The 16,171-nt window shown below is 68.7% G+C and carries 14 protein-coding genes; 8 read left to right on the top strand and 6 right to left on the bottom strand.

Translation table 11 applies throughout. The annotated features are described in order from the left end of the window. Nucleotides 1-38: 38 nt before the first annotated feature. The 6 genes from gyrB to dnaA form a co-directional block, all read right to left on the bottom strand. Entirely contained in the window at nucleotides 39-2,135 is a 2,097-nt protein-coding gene (gene gyrB, locus ACZ7GZ_RS09385) for a DNA topoisomerase (ATP-hydrolyzing) subunit B (protein ID WP_471022376.1), read from the bottom strand. A gap of 374 nt (nucleotides 2,136-2,509) precedes the next feature. Then, nucleotides 2,510-3,058 carry a DciA family protein gene (locus ACZ7GZ_RS09380; RefSeq protein WP_471022374.1) on the bottom strand — a complete coding sequence of 183 codons (549 nt, stop codon included), beginning with the start codon at nucleotides 3,056-3,058 and terminating at the stop codon, nucleotides 2,510-2,512. Next, complete coding sequence (recF, locus tag ACZ7GZ_RS09375) at nucleotides 3,055-4,176, bottom strand: DNA replication/repair protein RecF (RefSeq protein WP_471022373.1); 1,122 nt, start codon at nucleotides 4,174-4,176, stop codon at nucleotides 3,055-3,057. The genes ACZ7GZ_RS09380 and recF overlap by 4 nt, the downstream gene beginning before the upstream one ends. Nucleotides 4,177-4,267: 91 nt before the next feature. Beyond that, nucleotides 4,268-5,143 (bottom strand): phosphogluconate dehydrogenase (NAD(+)-dependent, decarboxylating), encoded by an 876-nt coding sequence (gene gnd, locus ACZ7GZ_RS09370; protein WP_471022371.1) that lies wholly within the window; start codon nucleotides 5,141-5,143, stop codon nucleotides 4,268-4,270. A 276-nt stretch (nucleotides 5,144-5,419) separates the two neighbouring features. Continuing rightward, a complete protein-coding gene (gene dnaN, locus ACZ7GZ_RS09365) occupies nucleotides 5,420-6,550 on the bottom strand; it encodes a DNA polymerase III subunit beta (protein ID WP_471022370.1) in 1,131 nt (376 codons plus the stop codon). A gap of 942 nt (nucleotides 6,551-7,492) precedes the next feature. Further along, nucleotides 7,493-9,505 carry a chromosomal replication initiator protein DnaA gene (gene dnaA, locus ACZ7GZ_RS09360; RefSeq protein ID WP_471022368.1) on the bottom strand — a complete coding sequence of 671 codons (2,013 nt, stop codon included), beginning with the start codon at nucleotides 9,503-9,505 and terminating at the stop codon, nucleotides 7,493-7,495. Between the two features lie 395 nt (nucleotides 9,506-9,900). Between dnaA and rpmH the strand changes: the two genes are divergently transcribed. The 8 genes from rpmH (at nucleotide 9,901) to ACZ7GZ_RS09320 (ending at nucleotide 15,950) form a co-directional block, all read left to right on the top strand. Then, a complete protein-coding gene (rpmH, locus tag ACZ7GZ_RS09355; RefSeq protein ID WP_015659252.1) occupies nucleotides 9,901-10,038 on the top strand; it encodes a 50S ribosomal protein L34 in 138 nt (45 codons plus the stop codon). A gap of 21 nt (nucleotides 10,039-10,059) precedes the next feature. Then, nucleotides 10,060-10,431 (top strand): ribonuclease P protein component, encoded by a 372-nt coding sequence (gene rnpA / locus ACZ7GZ_RS09350; protein ID WP_471022366.1) that lies wholly within the window; start codon nucleotides 10,060-10,062, stop codon nucleotides 10,429-10,431. Continuing rightward, nucleotides 10,428-10,793, top strand: coding sequence for a membrane protein insertion efficiency factor YidD (gene yidD, locus ACZ7GZ_RS09345; RefSeq protein ID WP_471022365.1), 366 nt, complete (start codon nucleotides 10,428-10,430; stop codon nucleotides 10,791-10,793). The genes rnpA and yidD overlap by 4 nt, the downstream gene beginning before the upstream one ends. Before the next feature lie 3 nt (nucleotides 10,794-10,796). Continuing rightward, nucleotides 10,797-12,074, top strand: a complete 1,278-nt coding sequence (gene yidC, locus ACZ7GZ_RS09340; protein WP_471022364.1) for a membrane protein insertase YidC — start codon at nucleotides 10,797-10,799, stop codon at nucleotides 12,072-12,074. Between the two features lie 15 nt (nucleotides 12,075-12,089). Beyond that, the gene (locus tag ACZ7GZ_RS09335; RefSeq protein ID WP_471022361.1) at nucleotides 12,090-12,602 is read left to right on the top strand and encodes a Jag family protein; all 513 of its coding nucleotides are present in this window, start codon (nucleotides 12,090-12,092) and stop codon (nucleotides 12,600-12,602) included. A 117-nt stretch (nucleotides 12,603-12,719) separates the two neighbouring features. Continuing rightward, on the top strand, nucleotides 12,720-13,436 hold the full coding sequence (rsmG, locus tag ACZ7GZ_RS09330) for a 16S rRNA (guanine(527)-N(7))-methyltransferase RsmG (protein ID WP_471022360.1): 717 nt from the start codon (nucleotides 12,720-12,722) through the stop codon (nucleotides 13,434-13,436). A gap of 343 nt (nucleotides 13,437-13,779) precedes the next feature. After that, the gene (locus ACZ7GZ_RS09325; protein ID WP_471022637.1) at nucleotides 13,780-14,853 is read left to right on the top strand and encodes a ParA family protein; all 1,074 of its coding nucleotides are present in this window, start codon (nucleotides 13,780-13,782) and stop codon (nucleotides 14,851-14,853) included. Further along, on the top strand, nucleotides 14,850-15,950 hold the full coding sequence (locus ACZ7GZ_RS09320) for a ParB/RepB/Spo0J family partition protein (RefSeq protein WP_471022357.1): 1,101 nt from the start codon (nucleotides 14,850-14,852) through the stop codon (nucleotides 15,948-15,950). The genes ACZ7GZ_RS09325 and ACZ7GZ_RS09320 overlap by 4 nt, the downstream gene beginning before the upstream one ends. Nucleotides 15,951-16,171: the final 221 nt, after the last annotated feature.

Raw genomic sequence — 16,171 nt, 5'->3', positions numbered from 1 at the left:
GGTGAAGATCCTTCCTGGTGCGGTCAGCTGAGACCGACTCAGATGTCGAGGAAGCGGACGTCCTTGGCGTTGCGCTGGATGAACGCGCGGCGGGCTTCGACGTCCTCGCCCATGAGGACCGAGAACAGGTCGTCGGCCTGTGCGGCGTCGTCCAGGGTGACCTGGCCGAGGACCCGGTGCTCCTGGTCCATCGTGGTCACGCGCAGCTCCTCGGCGTTCATCTCGCCAAGGCCCTTGAAGCGCTGGATCGAGTCCTCGCGGACGCGCTTGCCACGCTGCCGGCCCATCTCGATCAGCGCGTCGCGCTCACGGTCCGAGTACGCGTACTCGATGTCGTCCCGGCCCCACTTGAGCTTGTACAGCGGGGGACGGGACAGGTACACGTGCCCGGCCTCGACCAGCGGCCGCATGAAGCGGAACAGGAAGGTCAGCAGCAGGGTGCTGATGTGCTGGCCGTCGACGTCGGCGTCCGCCATCAGAATGATCTTGTGGTAGCGGAGCTTCTCGATGTCGAAGTCCTCGTGCACACCCGTGCCGAAGGCCGAGATCAGCGCCTGGATCTCCTGGTTCTGCAGGATCTTGTCGATCCTGGCCTTCTCCACGTTCAGGATCTTGCCGCGGATCGGGAGGATCGCCTGGTACTGCGGGTTGCGGCCGGACTTGGCCGAGCCGCCGGCGGAGTCACCCTCGACGATGAAGATCTCGCACTTGGTGGGGTCGTTCGACTGGCAGTCGGAGAGCTTGCCCGGCAGGGACGCCGACTCCAGCAGCCCCTTGCGGCGCGTCAGGTCGCGCGCCTTGCGGGCCGCCACGCGCGCGGTGGCCGCCTGGATGCCCTTGCGGATGATGTCCGCGGCCTCGACCGGGTTGCGGTCCAGCCAGTCGTTGAGGTGCTCGTAGACCGCCTTCTGCACGAAGGTCTTGGCCTCCGTGTTGCCCAGCTTGGTCTTCGTCTGGCCCTCGAACTGCGGCTCGCTCAGCTTCACCGAGATGATCGCGGTCAGACCCTCACGGATGTCGTCACCGGTGAGGTTGTCGTCCTTCTCACGCAGCAGTTTCTTGTCGCGCGCGTACTTGTTGATCAGCGACGTCAGCGCGGCACGGAAGCCCTCTTCGTGCGTACCGCCCTCGTGCGTGTGGATGATGTTCGCGAAGGAGTACACGCCCTCGCTGTAGCCGCTGTTCCACTGCATCGCGACCTCGAGGGACAGGCTCTTGTCCTTGTCCTCGGCCTCCAGGTCGATCACCGTCGGGTGGACGGCCTCCCCCTTGCGGGAGTTGAGGTACTTCACGAAGTCGACGATGCCGCCCTCGTAGTGGTACGTGACGGTCTTGACCTCGGCCTTTTCGTCCGCGCCCGCCTCGTCCGCGCCGGCGACCGCCTTCGCCGACTCGCGCTCGTCGGTGAGCCGGAGCGTCAGGCCCTTGTTGAGGAAGGCCATCTCCTGGAAGCGCCGCGACAGCGTCTCGAAGGAGTACTCGGTGGTCTCGAAGATGTCGGGGTCGGCCCAGAAGGTGACCGAGGTGCCGGTCTCGTCCGTCGCCTCGTGCTGGACCAGCGGGGCCGTCGGAACGCCGAGCTTGTAGTCCTGCGTCCAGCGGTGGCCGTCGGTCCTGATCTCGACGGCGACCTTCGTGGACAGCGCGTTCACGACGGACACGCCCACACCGTGCAGACCGCCGGAGACGGCGTAACCGCCGCCGCCGAACTTGCCGCCCGCGTGCAGCACGGTCAGCACGACCTCGACGGCCGGCTTGCCCTCGGAGGGCACGATGCCCACCGGGATGCCACGGCCGTTGTCGACGACCCGGACGCCGCCGTCGGCGAGGATCGTGACGTCGATCGTGTCCGCGTACCCGGCCAGCGCCTCGTCGACCGAGTTGTCGACGACCTCGTACACCAGGTGGTGCAGACCGCGCTCGCCCGTGGAACCGATGTACATGCCGGGCCGCTTGCGGACCGCGTCCAGCCCTTCGAGCACGGTGATGGCGCTGGCGTCGTACGAAGCCGAGGCGGTGGCCTCGGCGTTCACGGCGGCCTCGGCGGGCTCGCCGTTCGCGCCTGCGTCGGTGGACGGGATGTTCTCGTTGGGGTTGCCGGAATCGGCCACGAAGCGCCCTTTCTGGCACAGCACGAGCCGGGCTCGTCGGCAGGTTGCCGGAGCGGCTGCGGCATGTTGCGTTGGTAAGCCTTGATCAGCGTTGCTCAGCTTTTCCCGGGCGGTCCCCACGATGGGGCGGGATTGTCTTCCAGTCTACCGGTAGCTCTGACATCGATGGGGGTTTGCCGGTACCTGAGTCCCCATGTGCCGCCCTGAACCGACCTCGACCGGGTCCCGATATGCGGATGGGGGCTCCGAGGGGCTCACAGCGGCACTCAGCGCTTCGGGCCGTCAACCCTTGGCTACTGGGGGGTCAGATGGCGATCCGCCCGTGCCGCGGTGGCTCTCCCCACCTGTGATACGGCGCCACGCCGACGGCACGGTCCCCCTCCTGGACGTGATGTACGTCACCCGTACGTATCGCCGGGTCCGGAGCTCCCCGGGGCCCGCAGCGGGCCGTAGCGGCGGGCCGGTCCGCCCGGGTTGAGCACCTTGATCATCCGCACGGTGCCGTGCCCCAGGTCCTCGTTGAGGCGGGCCACCAGCGCGGGCGCGAGGTGGCGCAGCTGGGTCGCCCAGGCCGTCGAGTCGCAACTCACGACCAGCACCCGCTCGTCCTCGTCGTAGCGCTGCGGCACACAGTGCTTGGCCAGGTCCTCGCCGACGATCTGCGGCCAGCGGCCCATCACACCGCCCACCGCCGCGGGGGTCTCCCAGCCGCGCTCGGTCAGCAGCCGGTTGATCGCGGCACCCAGCGCCATGGGATCGCGCCCGTCGGCGCGCGCGCCGGAGCGCAGGCCACCGCCCCGCCGCGCCTGCTTCTTCTGCCGTGCCGCGTCACCACGCGCGCGTGCCTGTTCCTTCGCCGCGCGCAACGCCACGCGCGCGAGGTCGACACCGGAGGGTTCCGGAGCCTTCTCGGAGGCCTTCTCGGGGGCGGGTCCGTCGGTGCTCATACGCGCTCCACCGTCCCGCCGGCCACGGCGTACCGCGCCCCGGCCAGCACATGCGGTACGTCGTCGTCCACGGCCGCGGTGACGAGCACCTGCTCACCGGGCGCGACCAGCTCGGCCAGCCGCTCGCGGCGGCGCGTGTCCAGCTCGGCGAAGACGTCGTCCAGGACCAGCACCGGCTCGTTGCCCTCGGCCCGCAGCAGGTCGTACGAGGCCAGCCGCAGAGCGAGCGCGTAGGACCAGGACTCGCCGTGCGAGGCGTACCCCTTGGCCGGCAGCTGACCGAGTTTGAGGACCAGATCGTCCCGATGGGGCCCCACGAGGGTGACCCCGCGCTCGATCTCCTGCTTGCGCGCCTCCGCCAGAGCCGCCATCAGCTGGGCGTAGAGATCCTCGCGCGCGTGGGCCTCGCCGGGCGCGGACGGCTTGTACTCCAGCGCCAGCGGCCCACCGCCGGGGGCCAGCTGCTCATACGCCTTGTCGGCCATCGGCTGCAGCGCGGCGATCAGGTCCAGCCGCTGCGCGAGCAGTTCGGCGCCCGCGCGCGCGAGGTGCTGGTCCCACACGTCGAGCGTGGACAGATCCATGGACCGCCCGCCGTGCCGGCGCGCGAGAGCGGCCGTCTTGAGCAGCGTGTTGCGCTGCTTCAGGACGCGCTCGTAGTCGGACCGCACACCGGCCATGCGCGGCGACCGGGCCGTGATCAGCTCGTCGAGGAACCGCCGCCGTTCCCCGGGATCGCCCTTGACCAGCGCGAGATCCTCCGGCGCGAACAGCACGGTCCGTACGATCCCCAGCACGTCCCTCGGTCTGACCTGCGAGGACCGGTTGATGCGGGCGCGATTGGCCCTGCCGGGGTTCAGCTCCAGCTCGACCAGCTGCTGCCGCTCCCCCTGGCGGACCTGCGCCCGGATGACGGCGCGCTCGGCGCCCATGCGGACGAGGGGGGCGTCGGAGGCGACCCGGTGGCTGCCGAGGGTGGCGAGGTATCCGACCGCTTCCACCAGATTGGTCTTGCCCTGCCCGTTCGGGCCGACGAAGGCGGTGACACCCGGGTCGAGCGGAACCTCGGCCCGGGCGTACGAGCGGAAGTCGGCCAGCGAAAGATGCGTGACGTGCATGGTGTTCCGCCGGCCTTCCCCGGAGTGCTGATGGACTGTGGATCGCGGGGCTCGCAAAGCGGCCCGGTGGATCCCCACGGGTCCTTGTGGATTACTTCTTCTCTACGGCGTGCCCGCCGAACTGGTTGCGCAGCGCGGCGATCATCTTCATCTGCGGCGAGTCCTCCTGACGGGAGGCGAACCGCGCGAACAGCGACGCGGTGATCGCCGGCAGCGGCACCGCGTTGTCGATCGCGGCCTCCACGGTCCAGCGTCCCTCACCGGAGTCCTGTGCATAACCGCGCAGGCCCTCCAGGTGCTCGTCCTCGTCGAGGGCGTTGACGGCGAGGTCCAGCAGCCAGGACCGGATGACGGTGCCCTCCTGCCACGAGCGGAACACCTCGCGGACGTCCGTGACGGAGTCGACCTTCTCCAGCAGCTCCCAGCCCTCGGCGTAGGCCTGCATCATCGCGTACTCGATGCCGTTGTGGACCATCTTCGCGAAGTGGCCCGCGCCGGCCTTGCCGGCGTGCACCGCTCCGAAGTCGCCCTCCGGCTTCAGCGCGTCGAAGACCGGCTGCACCTTGGCGACGTTCCCGGCGTCGCCGCCGTACATGAGCGCGTACCCGTTCTCCAGGCCCCAGACGCCGCCGGAGACGCCGCAGTCGACGAAGCCGATGCCCTTGGCCGCCAGCTCCTCGGCGTGCCTCTCGTCGTCCGTCCAGCGGGAGTTGCCGCCGTCCACGACCACGTCGCCGGGCTCCAGCAGCTCGGCGAGCTGGTCGATGGTCGACTGGGTGGGCTCGCCGGCCGGGACCATCACCCAGACCACACGCGGACCGCTGAGCTTGCCCACAAGCTCTTCCAGGCTGTGGACATCCGCGAGGTCCGCGTTGCGGTCGTATCCGATGACGGTGTGGCCCGCGCGGCGGATCCGCTCGCGCATGTTGCCGCCCATCTTGCCGAGGCCGACGAGACCGAGCTCCATCAGTTGTGTTCCTTAGGTCGCTGTGTGGCAGGAGAGGCACCTTCGTGCCGAGCCGAGCCTAAACCCGACCACTCCCGCACAGCTGTGGGCATACGCGCTCATGCGATAGGCCCCTGACCTGTGGATTCACCGGCGCAGCCGCGGCCAGTCGTGCTGCTGAGCGGCGTGGGCGCAGGCGGCACCCGGGCAGCACCGGCAAGCGACCCGCCCCGGCCGGCACCAGCGCCCGGCACCCACAACAGGCACCCGGCGCTGTCCACAGCTGTGGACGGACGATCAGCCGCTGAGCCGCACCGGCATGATCAGGTACTTGTACGCGTCGTCGGACTCGGCATCCAACGCCGCCTTCCCACTGAGCAGCGCCGGCTTCGTGGACGTCGTGAACGACAGCTGAGCCACCGGCGAGTCGATCGCGCTCAGACCGTCCAGCAGGAACGTCGGGTTGAAGGCGATGGAGATGTCATCGCCGTCCAGCTGGGCGTCGACCCTTTCCACAGCCTGTGCGTCGTCGCTGGACCCGGCCTCCAGGATCAGCACCCCCTGCTCGAAGCTCAGCCGCACCGGGGTGTTCCGCTCGGCCACCAGCGCCACACGCTTGACGGCTTCCACGAAGGGCGCGGTCTCGATCACGGCGACGGAGTTGAACTCCGTCGGGAACAGCGTGCGGTACTTCGGCAGGTCGCCCTCGAGCAGTCGCGTGGTCGTACGACGCCCCGCGCCCTCGAAACCGATCAGCCCCTCGCCCGCGCCCGACCCGGACAGCGCCAGCGTCACGCTGTCACCGGCACCGAGCGACTTGGCGGTGTCCAGCAGCGTCTTGGCCGGAACCAGGGCGACCGCGGAGGCGTCCGGGTTCTCCGGCTTCCACAGGAACTCGCGGACGGCGAAGCGGTAGCGGTCGGTGGAGGCCAGGGTGACCGTGTCGCCCTCGATCTCGATGCGCACACCGGTGAGGACGGGCAGCGTGTCGTCACGGCCGGCGGCGATGGCCACCTGGGAGACGGCGGCCGCGAAGACCTCGCCGGGGACGGTGCCGGTGGCGTTCGGCATCTGCGGCAGTGCCGGGTACTCCTCCACCGGCAGGGTGTGCAGGGTGAACCGGGAGGATCCACAGACCACGGTCGCCCGTACACCGTCTGTGGAAATCTCCACCGGCCGGTTGGGGAGAGCGCGGGAGATGTCGGCGAGCAGCCGGCCGGAGACGAGGACGGTGCCGTCCTCCTCGACCTCGGCTTCCACGGACACCCGCGCGGAAACCTCGTAGTCGAAGCTCGACAGGCTCAGCTGGCCGTCCTCGGCCTTGAGGAGGAGGCCGGCGAGGACAGGCGCCGGTGGACGGGCCGGGAGGCTGCGTGCCGCCCACGCCACTGCCTCCGCGAGTACGTCGCGTTCCACCCGGATCTTCACCGTAAGCCGCCTCCTGCTGTTGCTACTGAGTCCTCCGACTCGGTGTCACCGCCCACTGCGAAGGGAGGGACACCGGGGACCAGTCTGACGCACCGCACTGACAGTAGGTGCCTGTCGGGGTCAAGTCGCTCCGAGGGGCAGCCGGGCGCGAGACGGCGAGTTGTGCACAGGCCCCGCTTCAAAACGATTGCCGAACTCTCTCTAGTCGGGAGTAGTAGTAGGGCCTGTGGATACCGTGGATAACCGCGTTTGCCCAGCTCAGGGCAGAAATTTTGTCCACCGGGCCTGTGGGTGGAGGCGGTGGACAACCGGGGGTATCTGTGGAGAACAGAAAGTTCTGCACACGCCGCCCACAGCCTGAGGGCAGTTCTCCCCAGCTGCGTCCCCAGGTTTACCCACGTTTCCCACACCCCAACCCGGCACCTTCGTGTGACGGCTTTCACTCGACGCGGTGAGGGGGTGCGTCGCGTTGCCGAACAGTGGACAGCCATGTGGAGAAGCTGGGGATCACTGGGGACAACCGGCGCCGGCCTGTGGGTCGGCGGTGGACAACTCCGTGCACAGCCTGTGGATCCTTTCTTTTTCCACAGGCTGTGGAGATCGTTCGTCCACGATTCCACAGGGTGCTGAGCTGGGCGAACAGCATATGAACCAGCTGCCTGTGGATGCCGTTCGGGACAACTTCACAGTCCCCAGGATGTGGACGGAAGAAAGTCACCGAATCTGTGGAGGGTGGCCGTAACCCTGCAGCAAATCGAACGCACGGTGGCGAGCGAGGAACCCGCCGACGCGGGGATGCGACCCCACCTGTGCCCGGCACCCGCACCGGGCACCCACGAGGACAGCGGCCCTGTCGACAGCCCGGCATGCCGAAGGGCGCCCCCGGGACAGGTGTTCCCGAAGGCGCCCTCAGCGTCGGCGTACGACCGGCGTCAGCGCACGTCAGCCGTTCTTGATGCGGTTGGTCAGCTCGGTGACCTGGTTGTAGATGGACCGCCGCTCAGCCATCAGCGCCCGGATCTTCCGGTCGGCGTGCATCACGGTCGTATGGTCCCGCCCACCGAACTGCGCCCCGATCTTCGGCAACGACAGATCCGTCAGCTCACGGCACAGATACATGGCGATCTGCCGCGCGGTGACCAGCGCCCGCCCGCGCGACGTACCGCACAGGTCCTCCACCGTCAGTCCGAAGTAGTCCGCGGTGGCCGCCATGATCGCTGTGGCCGTGATCTCCGGAGCCGAGTCCTCGCCGCCGGGGATCAGGTCCTTCAGGACGATCTCGGTCAGGCCCAGGTCCACCGGCTGCCGGTTGAGCGAGGCGAACGCCGTCACCCGGATCAGCGCACCCTCCAGCTCACGGATGTTCCGCGAGATCCGGGAGGCGATGAACTCCAGCACCTCCGGCGGCGCGTTCAGCTGCTCCTGTACCGCCTTCTTGCGCAGAATCGCGATGCGTGTCTCCAGCTCGGGCGGCTGGACGTCGGTGATCAGACCCCACTCGAAACGGTTCCGCAGCCGGTCCTCCAGCGTGACCAGCTGCTTCGGCGGCCGGTCGGAGGACAGCACGATCTGCTTGTTCGCGTTGTGGAGCGTGTTGAAGGTGTGGAAGAACTCCTCCTGCGTCGACTCCTTGTCCGCGAGGAACTGGATGTCGTCGACGAGCAGGATGTCCATCTCGCGGTAGCGCTTGCGGAAGCTGTCGCCCTTGCCGTCGCGGATGGAGTTGATGAACTCGTTGGTGAACTCCTCCGAGCTGACGTACCGCACGCGTGTGCCCGGGTAGAGGCTGCGCGCGTAGTGCCCGATCGCGTGCAGCAGGTGCGTTTTGCCGAGTCCCGACTCCCCGTAGATGAAGAGGGGATTGTAGGCCTTCGCCGGTGCCTCGGCGACGGCGACCGCGGCCGCGTGCGCGAACCGGTTGGAGGCGCCGATGACGAACGTGTCGAAGAGGTACTTGGGGTTCAGCCGTGCCGTCGGCTCGCCGGGCCCGCTCGCCGGCGCGGGCTGTGCGGCCAGCGGGCCGGGCGCTCCGGGGCCGCCGGGCGGGGGCAGGTCCGGGCGGCCCGGACCGCCGCGGTGCGCCGGGCCGCCGCCCGGCGGCTGCTCGGGCAGCTCACGGCGGACGGGATCGCGCTGGTCGTACTCGGTGCGCGACGGCTCGTACTCGGGCCGTGCGGAGTCATAGTCTGCGCGCCCGGAGTCGTAGTCCGCGCGCGGGCTGTCGTACTCGCCGCGCTGCTGCTCGTACGACGGCCGGTCCATGCCCTGCGAGCGGTAGTCCGGCGACGGCGGGCCGTAGACGTCCGGTCCGGAGGCGTAGGCGTCCTGGGACGAGGGCGAGGCGTACGGGTCGCGCTCGGGGAAGCCGAGCCGCGGCTGCTGCCAGCCGTACTCGTCCTGCGCGGGACGGGGCCAGGTGCCGGGCTCGCGGCGCTGGTACTCGGAGGGATACGCCGGGCGCACGACCGGGTGCTGGTCGGCGCGACCGGGCGGCAGCTGATCGGCGCGGGGCTGCTGCTCTGCCGGCGGCTGCTCCGGGGCGCGGTGGCGGCCGTAGCCCTCGTACGGTCGTTCCTCGTACGGCCGTTCCTCGTACGAGGGGCCGGACGGCAGCTCGGGCTCCTCGTAGCGCGGCTTCGGCGTCTGCTGCACCGGCGCCGCGGGAGCCGGCGGCTCGCCGGCGGAGTCGTCCACGGTGATCGCGATGCGGATGGGACGGCCGCACTCGCGGCTCAGCGTCTCGCTGACGACCGGTGCGAGACGGCCCTCCAGTACGCCCTTCGCGAATTCGTTCGGTACGGCGAGCAGCGCGGTGTCCGCCACCAGCGCGAGCGGCTGGCAGCGCCGGATCCAGTGCTCGTCCTTCGCCTCGACACCCTGTCCGCGGCCCTCTCCGAGGAGCTGCTCCAGTACTCGTGGCCACACTGCGGCAAGATCGGCAGGTACGTCAGCCACAGGGCACGCTCTCTCACAGGTCCCACGAACGTGTGATCACGGGACGGGTCGGGGGGTACATCGGGTGGTCGGTGGGTCAAACCCGCCAGGGCGGGGGACAAAAGAACGAATCGGAGTTCAGCCACGGTAGTCAGCGCGGCGGGTGCGGTTCAAGTTGTTGTCCCCAGCCTGTGGATAGTGTCTCTCCGTGACCCTCGGTTTGACCGGATGGCGTAGCCCCGCGTACCGTAACCAGGTCGAGTTGTCGATGGCTGCTGCCGCCTGCCTCCGATGGGCACAGGTCACGTCAGGTGATCGGGAAGCGGTGCACTCGGGCGTGACGCGAGCTACTCGTGGGCGCACGGTGACAGCCAAGACGGCACCCCGCCACTACCGATTCTTTCTGGAGCCCCCGAGTGAGCAAGCGCACCTTCCAGCCGAACAACCGTCGTCGCGCGAAGACCCACGGCTTCCGCCTGCGGATGCGCACCCGTGCCGGCCGCGCGATTCTCGCGAACCGTCGCGCCAAGGGTCGCGCCAGCCTGTCCGCCTGATCCTGATCAGGTCATGACGTCGTGCTGCCTACCGAGCATCGGCTGAGGCGGCGCGAGGACTTCGCGACCGCGGTCCGACGAGGACGCCGGGCAGGACGCCCGACTCTCGTCGTCCACCTTCGTAGCGGTGCCACGGACCCGCACGCGCCTGGGGAGAGCGCTCCCCCGACGCGTGCGGGTTTCGTCGTCAGCAAGGCGGTGGGTGGTGCGGTCGTGCGCAACACAGTGAAGCGCAGACTGCGTCATCTGATGCGTGACCGAGTCGCCCTGTTTCCCCCCGGTAGCCTGGTAGTCGTACGAGCGCTGCCCGGATCGGGCGACGCAGACCACGCACAGCTGGCCCGAGACCTGGATGCCGCCCTTCAGCGGCTGCTGGGAGGGGGCGCGCGATGAAGTACCCGCTGCTGGCTCTGATCAAGCTGTACCAGTGGACGATCAGTCCACTGCTGGGGCCGGTGTGCAAGTACTACCCGTCGTGCTCCCACTACGGCTACACGGCCATCGACCGGCACGGTGCGATCAAGGGAACGGCGCTCACCGCCTGGCGCATCCTCCGGTGCAATCCGTGGTCGCTGGGCGGTGTGGACCATGTTCCGCCGCGCAAGCGCCCGCGGTGGCACGAAATGCTGCGCGACGCTTGGCGTGCACGCAGGGGCGGGACCTCCGCCGCCGAACCGGCCACCGAAGAGAAGCTCTCTTCCGAGCTTCCTCCGAGCCCGGCCGCAGAGACTTCGTCCCATGCCCAAGGAGCATGATTAGTGGACACGATTGCCAGCCTCTTCAGTTTCATCACCTGGCCCGTCTCCTGGGTCATCGTCCAGTTCCACAAGGTGTACGGGGCGATCTTCGGCCCTAACACCGGATGGGCCTGGGGCCTGTCCATCGTGTCCCTGGTGATCCTGATCCGCATCTGCCTGATCCCGCTCTTCGTGAAGCAGATCAAGTCGACGCGCGCGATGCAGACGCTCCAGCCGGAGATGAAGAAGATCCAGGAGCGCTACAAGAACGACCGGCAGCGTCAGTCCGAAGAGATGATGAAGCTGTACAAGGAGACGGGTACCAACCCGCTCTCCTCGTGCCTTCCCATCCTGGCGCAGTCCCCGTTCTTCTTCGCCCTGTATCACGTGCTCAACGGCATCGCGACGGGCAAGACCATCGGCGTCATCAACGAGCCGCTGCTCGCCAGCGCCCGTCAGGCGCACATCTTCGGCGCCCCGCTCGCTGCGAAGTTCACGGACAGCGCGGACAAGGTCGCCGCGCTCGGCGCCACGCTGACCGACGTCCGGGTCGTCACCGCGATCATGATCGTCCTGATGTCGGCGTCGCAGTTCTACACGCAGCGCCAGCTGATGACGAAGAACGTCGACACGACGGTCAAGACGCCGTTCATGCAGCAGCAGAAGATGCTGATGTACGTCTTCCCGGTCATGTTCGCCGTCTTCGGTATCAACTTCCCGGTCGGTGTCCTCGTCTACTGGCTGACCACCAACGTGTGGACCATGGGCCAGCAGATGTACGTCATCCGCAACAACCCGACCCCGGGTTCCAAGGCCCAGGCCGCCTACCTGGAGCGCCTGACCAAGCACGTCACGCACGTCGGCAAGGTCCGCCGCCGCAGCGAGAAGACCATCGTCAAGGCGATCGTCGCCAAGGGCCGCGACCGCAACGAGTTCGAGCGCAAGTTCATCAACGCCCTGAACAAGGCCGGTCTCGCCGCCCAGGCCGACGGCACCGTGGTGAAGAGCGTCACCCAGGCCGAGGCGCAGACCGCGGACGGTGCGGAGACCACCTCGGCGGCGGCCGGTACCGCGGCGCGGCGCCAGCAGCCCAAGCGTCAGTCCAAGTCCCAGCGTCAGACCGGTGGGACCAAGCAGGCCGGCGGGACCACCTCGCTGGAGAAGTCCGACGAGCCGCAGGACGCCAAGCCCGCCGCTGCCCAGCAGCCCCCGAAGCCCGGCTCCGGCACCCGCAGCAAGGCCCAGTCCGGCCAGCGCAAGGGTGGCCCGCAGCGGCCCAAGTCCCCGTCCAAGAAGTAAGAAGGAGCCCATCCCGTGACGGAAGGCACCACCTCCGCCGCTGCCGAGGGTGCAGACACCCTCACCCGCCTGGAGCAGGAGGGTGAGATCGCGGCGGACTACCTGGAGGGTCTGCTGGACATCGCCGACCTCGACGGCGACATCGACATGGATGTCGAGGCCGACCGCGCCTCCGTGTCGATCATCAGTGACACCGGCAGCCGCGACCTGCAGAAGCTGGTCGGCCGGGACGGCGAGGTGCTGGAGGCACTGCAGGAGCTGACGCGCCTGGCCGTGCACCGGGAGACCGGCGAACGCAGCCGGCTGATGCTCGACGTCGCGGGTTACCGGGCCAAGAAGCGGGCCGAGCTGTCCGAGATCGGAGCCAAGGCCGCCGCCGAGGTGAAGAGCACCGGTGAGCCCGTCAAGCTCAAGCCGATGACCCCGTTCGAGCGCAAGGTCGTGCACGACGCGGTCAAGTCCGCGGGGCTGCGCAGCGAGTCGGAGGGCGAGGAGCCGCAGCGGTTCGTCGTCGTACTGCCCGCCTGATCGGCACCCACGTTCCACCGGCCCCGTCTGTTGAGCAGACGGGGCCGAACTTTGTCAGCCTGGTAGTTCTGGTGGCCGGTGCGCGATGCGCCGGCGCTGTACGGAAGGACGGTCCCCGTGACGGAGGCAGCGGAGCTTCCCCCCGCGCCCGAACAGGCGCGGGAAGTTTTTGGTGATCGCTTCGCCGATGCGGTCCGCTACGCGGAGCTGCTCGCCGAGGCGGGCGTGCAGCGTGGCCTGATCGGCCCGCGGGAAGTGCCCCGCCTGTGGGAGCGGCATCTGCTGAACTGTGCGGTGCTCTCCGAGGCGGTCCCCGAGGGAGTGACGGTCTGCGACGTCGGCTCCGGCGCCGGACTGCCCGGCATTCCGCTCGCTCTGGTGCGGGAGGACTTGAACATCACGCTGTTGGAGCCGCTGCTGCGGCGCACCAACTTCCTCACCGAGGTCGTCGAGCTGCTCGGTCTGGATCACGTCACGGTCGTGCGGGGCCGCGCCGAGGAGGTTCTGGGGAAGCTGCCGCCGGTCCATGTGGTGACCGCCCGGGCCGTGGCCCCGCTGGACCGTCTGGCCACGTGGGGTATCCCGCTGCTGCGTCCCTACGGCGAGATGCTCGCGCTCAAGGGAGACACCGCGGAGGAGGAGCTGAAGGCCGCGGCCACGGCACTCAGCAAGCTCGGAGCGGTGGAAACGTCCATCCTGCACGTGGGCGAGGGAGTGGTGGACCCCCTGTCCACCGTCGTGCGGGTCGAGGTCGGCGAGAGCCCCGGCGGTGTGCGGTTCGCGGCGAAGCGGGCGAAGGCGGCCCGGACCGGCCGGGTCCGTCGACGCCGCTGATTTGAGGGAGGCGTCCATGCCGGGAGGCGTGGGCGCCTCTGATCCGTCCTGACGACGAGACGTACTCCACACAAGCTGCCAAACCTACGCAGGTCGGAGTGTCGCGAAGGTCCGGTCGCCGCCGCTGTGCATCGTGTTTCACGTGAAACGTCGCTCACTGCTTCACGGCATCATCAGTCGCGGCCGCGCTGCGGCCGAACCACGCGACCGCAAGCCCCTCGGTTCCCTGAGGGAGGAGCCCGTCTCTCCCGGCACTTCGTCCCTCTCCAGAGGCACGGAGCTGTCCACAGAGGTGGATTTCTCCACAGAAGACCAGGCCTCACTGGTTCACGACCCCGAAGGCATGGGAGGCTCTGTTCATTGCGAGCCTGAAGTCGAGGAGAGTGAATCCTTGCGGTCCGACGCCAACATCGCGGGACCGATGACCGATCCGGTCCCCGGTCCCCGTACCGAGTCGATGGGGGCGGATGTTTCACGTGAAACACCGCCTCCGATGGACGACACTCCCATCGGTCGTGCGGCCCAACTGGCGGTAGAGGCTCTGGGCCGCGCCGGCGAAGGTCTGCCGCGACCGGAGCAGACCCGAGTCATCGTGGTCGCCAACCAGAAGGGGGGCGTGGGCAAGACGACGACGACCGTCAACCTTGCCGCTTCGCTGGCTCTGCACGGCAGCCGTGTCCTGGTGATCGACCTCGACCCACAGGGCAACGCATCCACCGCCCTCGGGATCGACCACCACGCCGAAGTCCCTTCCATCTACGACGTGTTGGTGGAGAGCAAGCCTCTGGCCGGGGTCGTCCAACCGGTCCTCGATGTGGAAGGTCTCTTCTGCGCTCCCGCCACCATCGATCTCGCCGGTGCCGAGATCGAGTTGGTGTCGCTGGTGGCCCGGGAGAGCCGGCTGCAGCGGGCGATCCAGGCGTACGAACAGCCCTTGGACTACATCCTCATCGACTGTCCGCCCTCGCTCGGCCTGCTGACGGTCAACGCGCTGGTCGCGGGCCAGGAGGTCCTGATCCCGATCCAGTGCGAGTACTACGCGCTCGAGGGTCTGGGCCAGCTGCTGCGCAACGTCGACCTGGTGCGGGGGCACCTCAACCCCACGCTGCATGTGTCGACCATCCTGCTCACCATGTACGACGGCCGGACGCGTCTCGCCTCCCAGGTCGCGGAAGAGGTGCGCACCCACTTCGGCGACGAGGTGCTGCGGACGAGCATTCCCCGTTCGGTCCGTATCTCCGAGGCGCCGAGCTACGGGCAGACGGTGCTGACTTACGATCCTGGATCGAGCGGTGCCCTCTCGTATCTTGAGGCGGCCCGAGAAATCGCGCTGAGAGGCATTGGCATCAGCTACGACGCGAGCCAGGCCCACATCGGCGCCCAGAACGACCCGAGCATGGTGGAGGGGATCCAGTGAGTGAGCGACGGAGGGGGCTGGGCCGTGGGCTCGGCGCACTGATCCCCGCTGCCCCAACCGAGAAGACCCCGGCTCCGGCCGCGCTGGGAGGCGGAGCTTCCACCTCCCCGGCAGCGGTCCCGGTGCTGACGACTGACCGTGGAGTCGCCGCGGCGAAGGTGGCCACGCTGCCGCCTGTTTCACATGAAACCGAGGAGCCCCCGGCAACCCCGGTCACCGAGACGCCAGCTCCTCCGATGGGCGCGCACTTCGCCGAGATCCCTCTGGATGTGATCTCGCCCAACCCCCGCCAGCCGCGTGATGTCTTCGACGAGGACGCGCTGCACGAGCTGGTGACCTCCATCAAGGAGGTCGGTCTGCTGCAGCCCGTCGTGGTACGGCAGCTGGGGCCCGGCCGCTATGAGCTGATCATGGGTGAGCGCCGCTGGCGGGCTTGCCGTGAGGCCGGCCTGGAGGCCATCCCGGCGATCGTCCGTGCCACGGAGGACGACAAGCTCCTTCTGGACGCGCTGCTGGAGAACCTGCACCGCGCGCAGCTGAACCCGCTGGAAGAGGCCGCCGCCTACGACCAGCTGCTGAAGGACTTCAACTGCACGCACGACCAGCTGGCCGACCGGATCGGGCGCTCCCGGCCCCAGGTCTCCAACACCCTGCGTCTGCTGAAGCTCTCGCCGACGGTTCAGAAGCGGGTTGCCGCCGGGGTTCTCTCCGCCGGTCACGCCCGAGCCCTGCTCTCCGTGACAGACCCCGAGGAGCAGGACCGGCTGGCTCACCGCATCGTGGCCGAGGGGCTGTCCGTGCGAGCCGTCGAGGAGATCGTGACCCTCATGGGCTCGCGGCCCCAGAAGCCTCAGCGCTCCAAGGGCCCGCGCGCCGGCTCCCGACTCTCGCCGGCACTGAACGAACTGGCGACCCGCCTGTCGGACCGCTTCGAGACCCGGGTGAAGGTCGACCTCGGCCAGAAGAAGGGCAAGATCACCGTCGAGTTCGCCTCCGTGGACGATCTGCAGCGGATCCTGAGCACCCTCGCGCCGGACGAGGGGCCAGTGCTGCAGGGCGAGCTGCAGGAGAACGCGGCGGAGGACCAGGACGACTGACCCTCGCTCAACCGACTCGGTCGTACAGAGAGTGGGCCGTGTCCGGTGTGTACCGGAACACGGCCCACTCTTTGCTTTGAGTCGGTATCGAGGGAATCGCATCGTGGATACGATGCGATCGGGTATGGCACATCCACCGGACAGCGTCTGCATCTCTGAGTGGGGAGTCGGGGGCCATGCGATCGATGAGCCGCACCGGACTGGTGAGCGCGGGCCTGGGC

It is taken from the genome of Streptomyces sp. NPDC037288 (assembly GCF_055603265.1).
Note: the sequence above shows the minus strand (reverse complement) of the source record. Positions and strands in the feature narration are given on the sequence as shown.

Coding starts and splice junctions, on each gene's coding strand:
- ACZ7GZ_RS09380 (WP_471022374.1), bottom strand. CDS start 3,058: ATGAGCACCGACGGACCCGCCCCCGAGAAGGCCTCCGAGAAGGCTCCG.
- recF (WP_471022373.1), bottom strand. CDS start 4,176: ATGCACGTCACGCATCTTTCGCTGGCCGACTTCCGCTCGTACGCCCGG.
- gnd (WP_471022371.1), bottom strand. CDS start 5,143: ATGGAGCTCGGTCTCGTCGGCCTCGGCAAGATGGGCGGCAACATGCGC.
- yidD (WP_471022365.1), top strand. CDS start 10,428: ATGAAGTACCCGCTGCTGGCTCTGATCAAGCTGTACCAGTGGACGATC.
- ACZ7GZ_RS09325 (WP_471022637.1), top strand. CDS start 13,780: ATGGGAGGCTCTGTTCATTGCGAGCCTGAAGTCGAGGAGAGTGAATCC.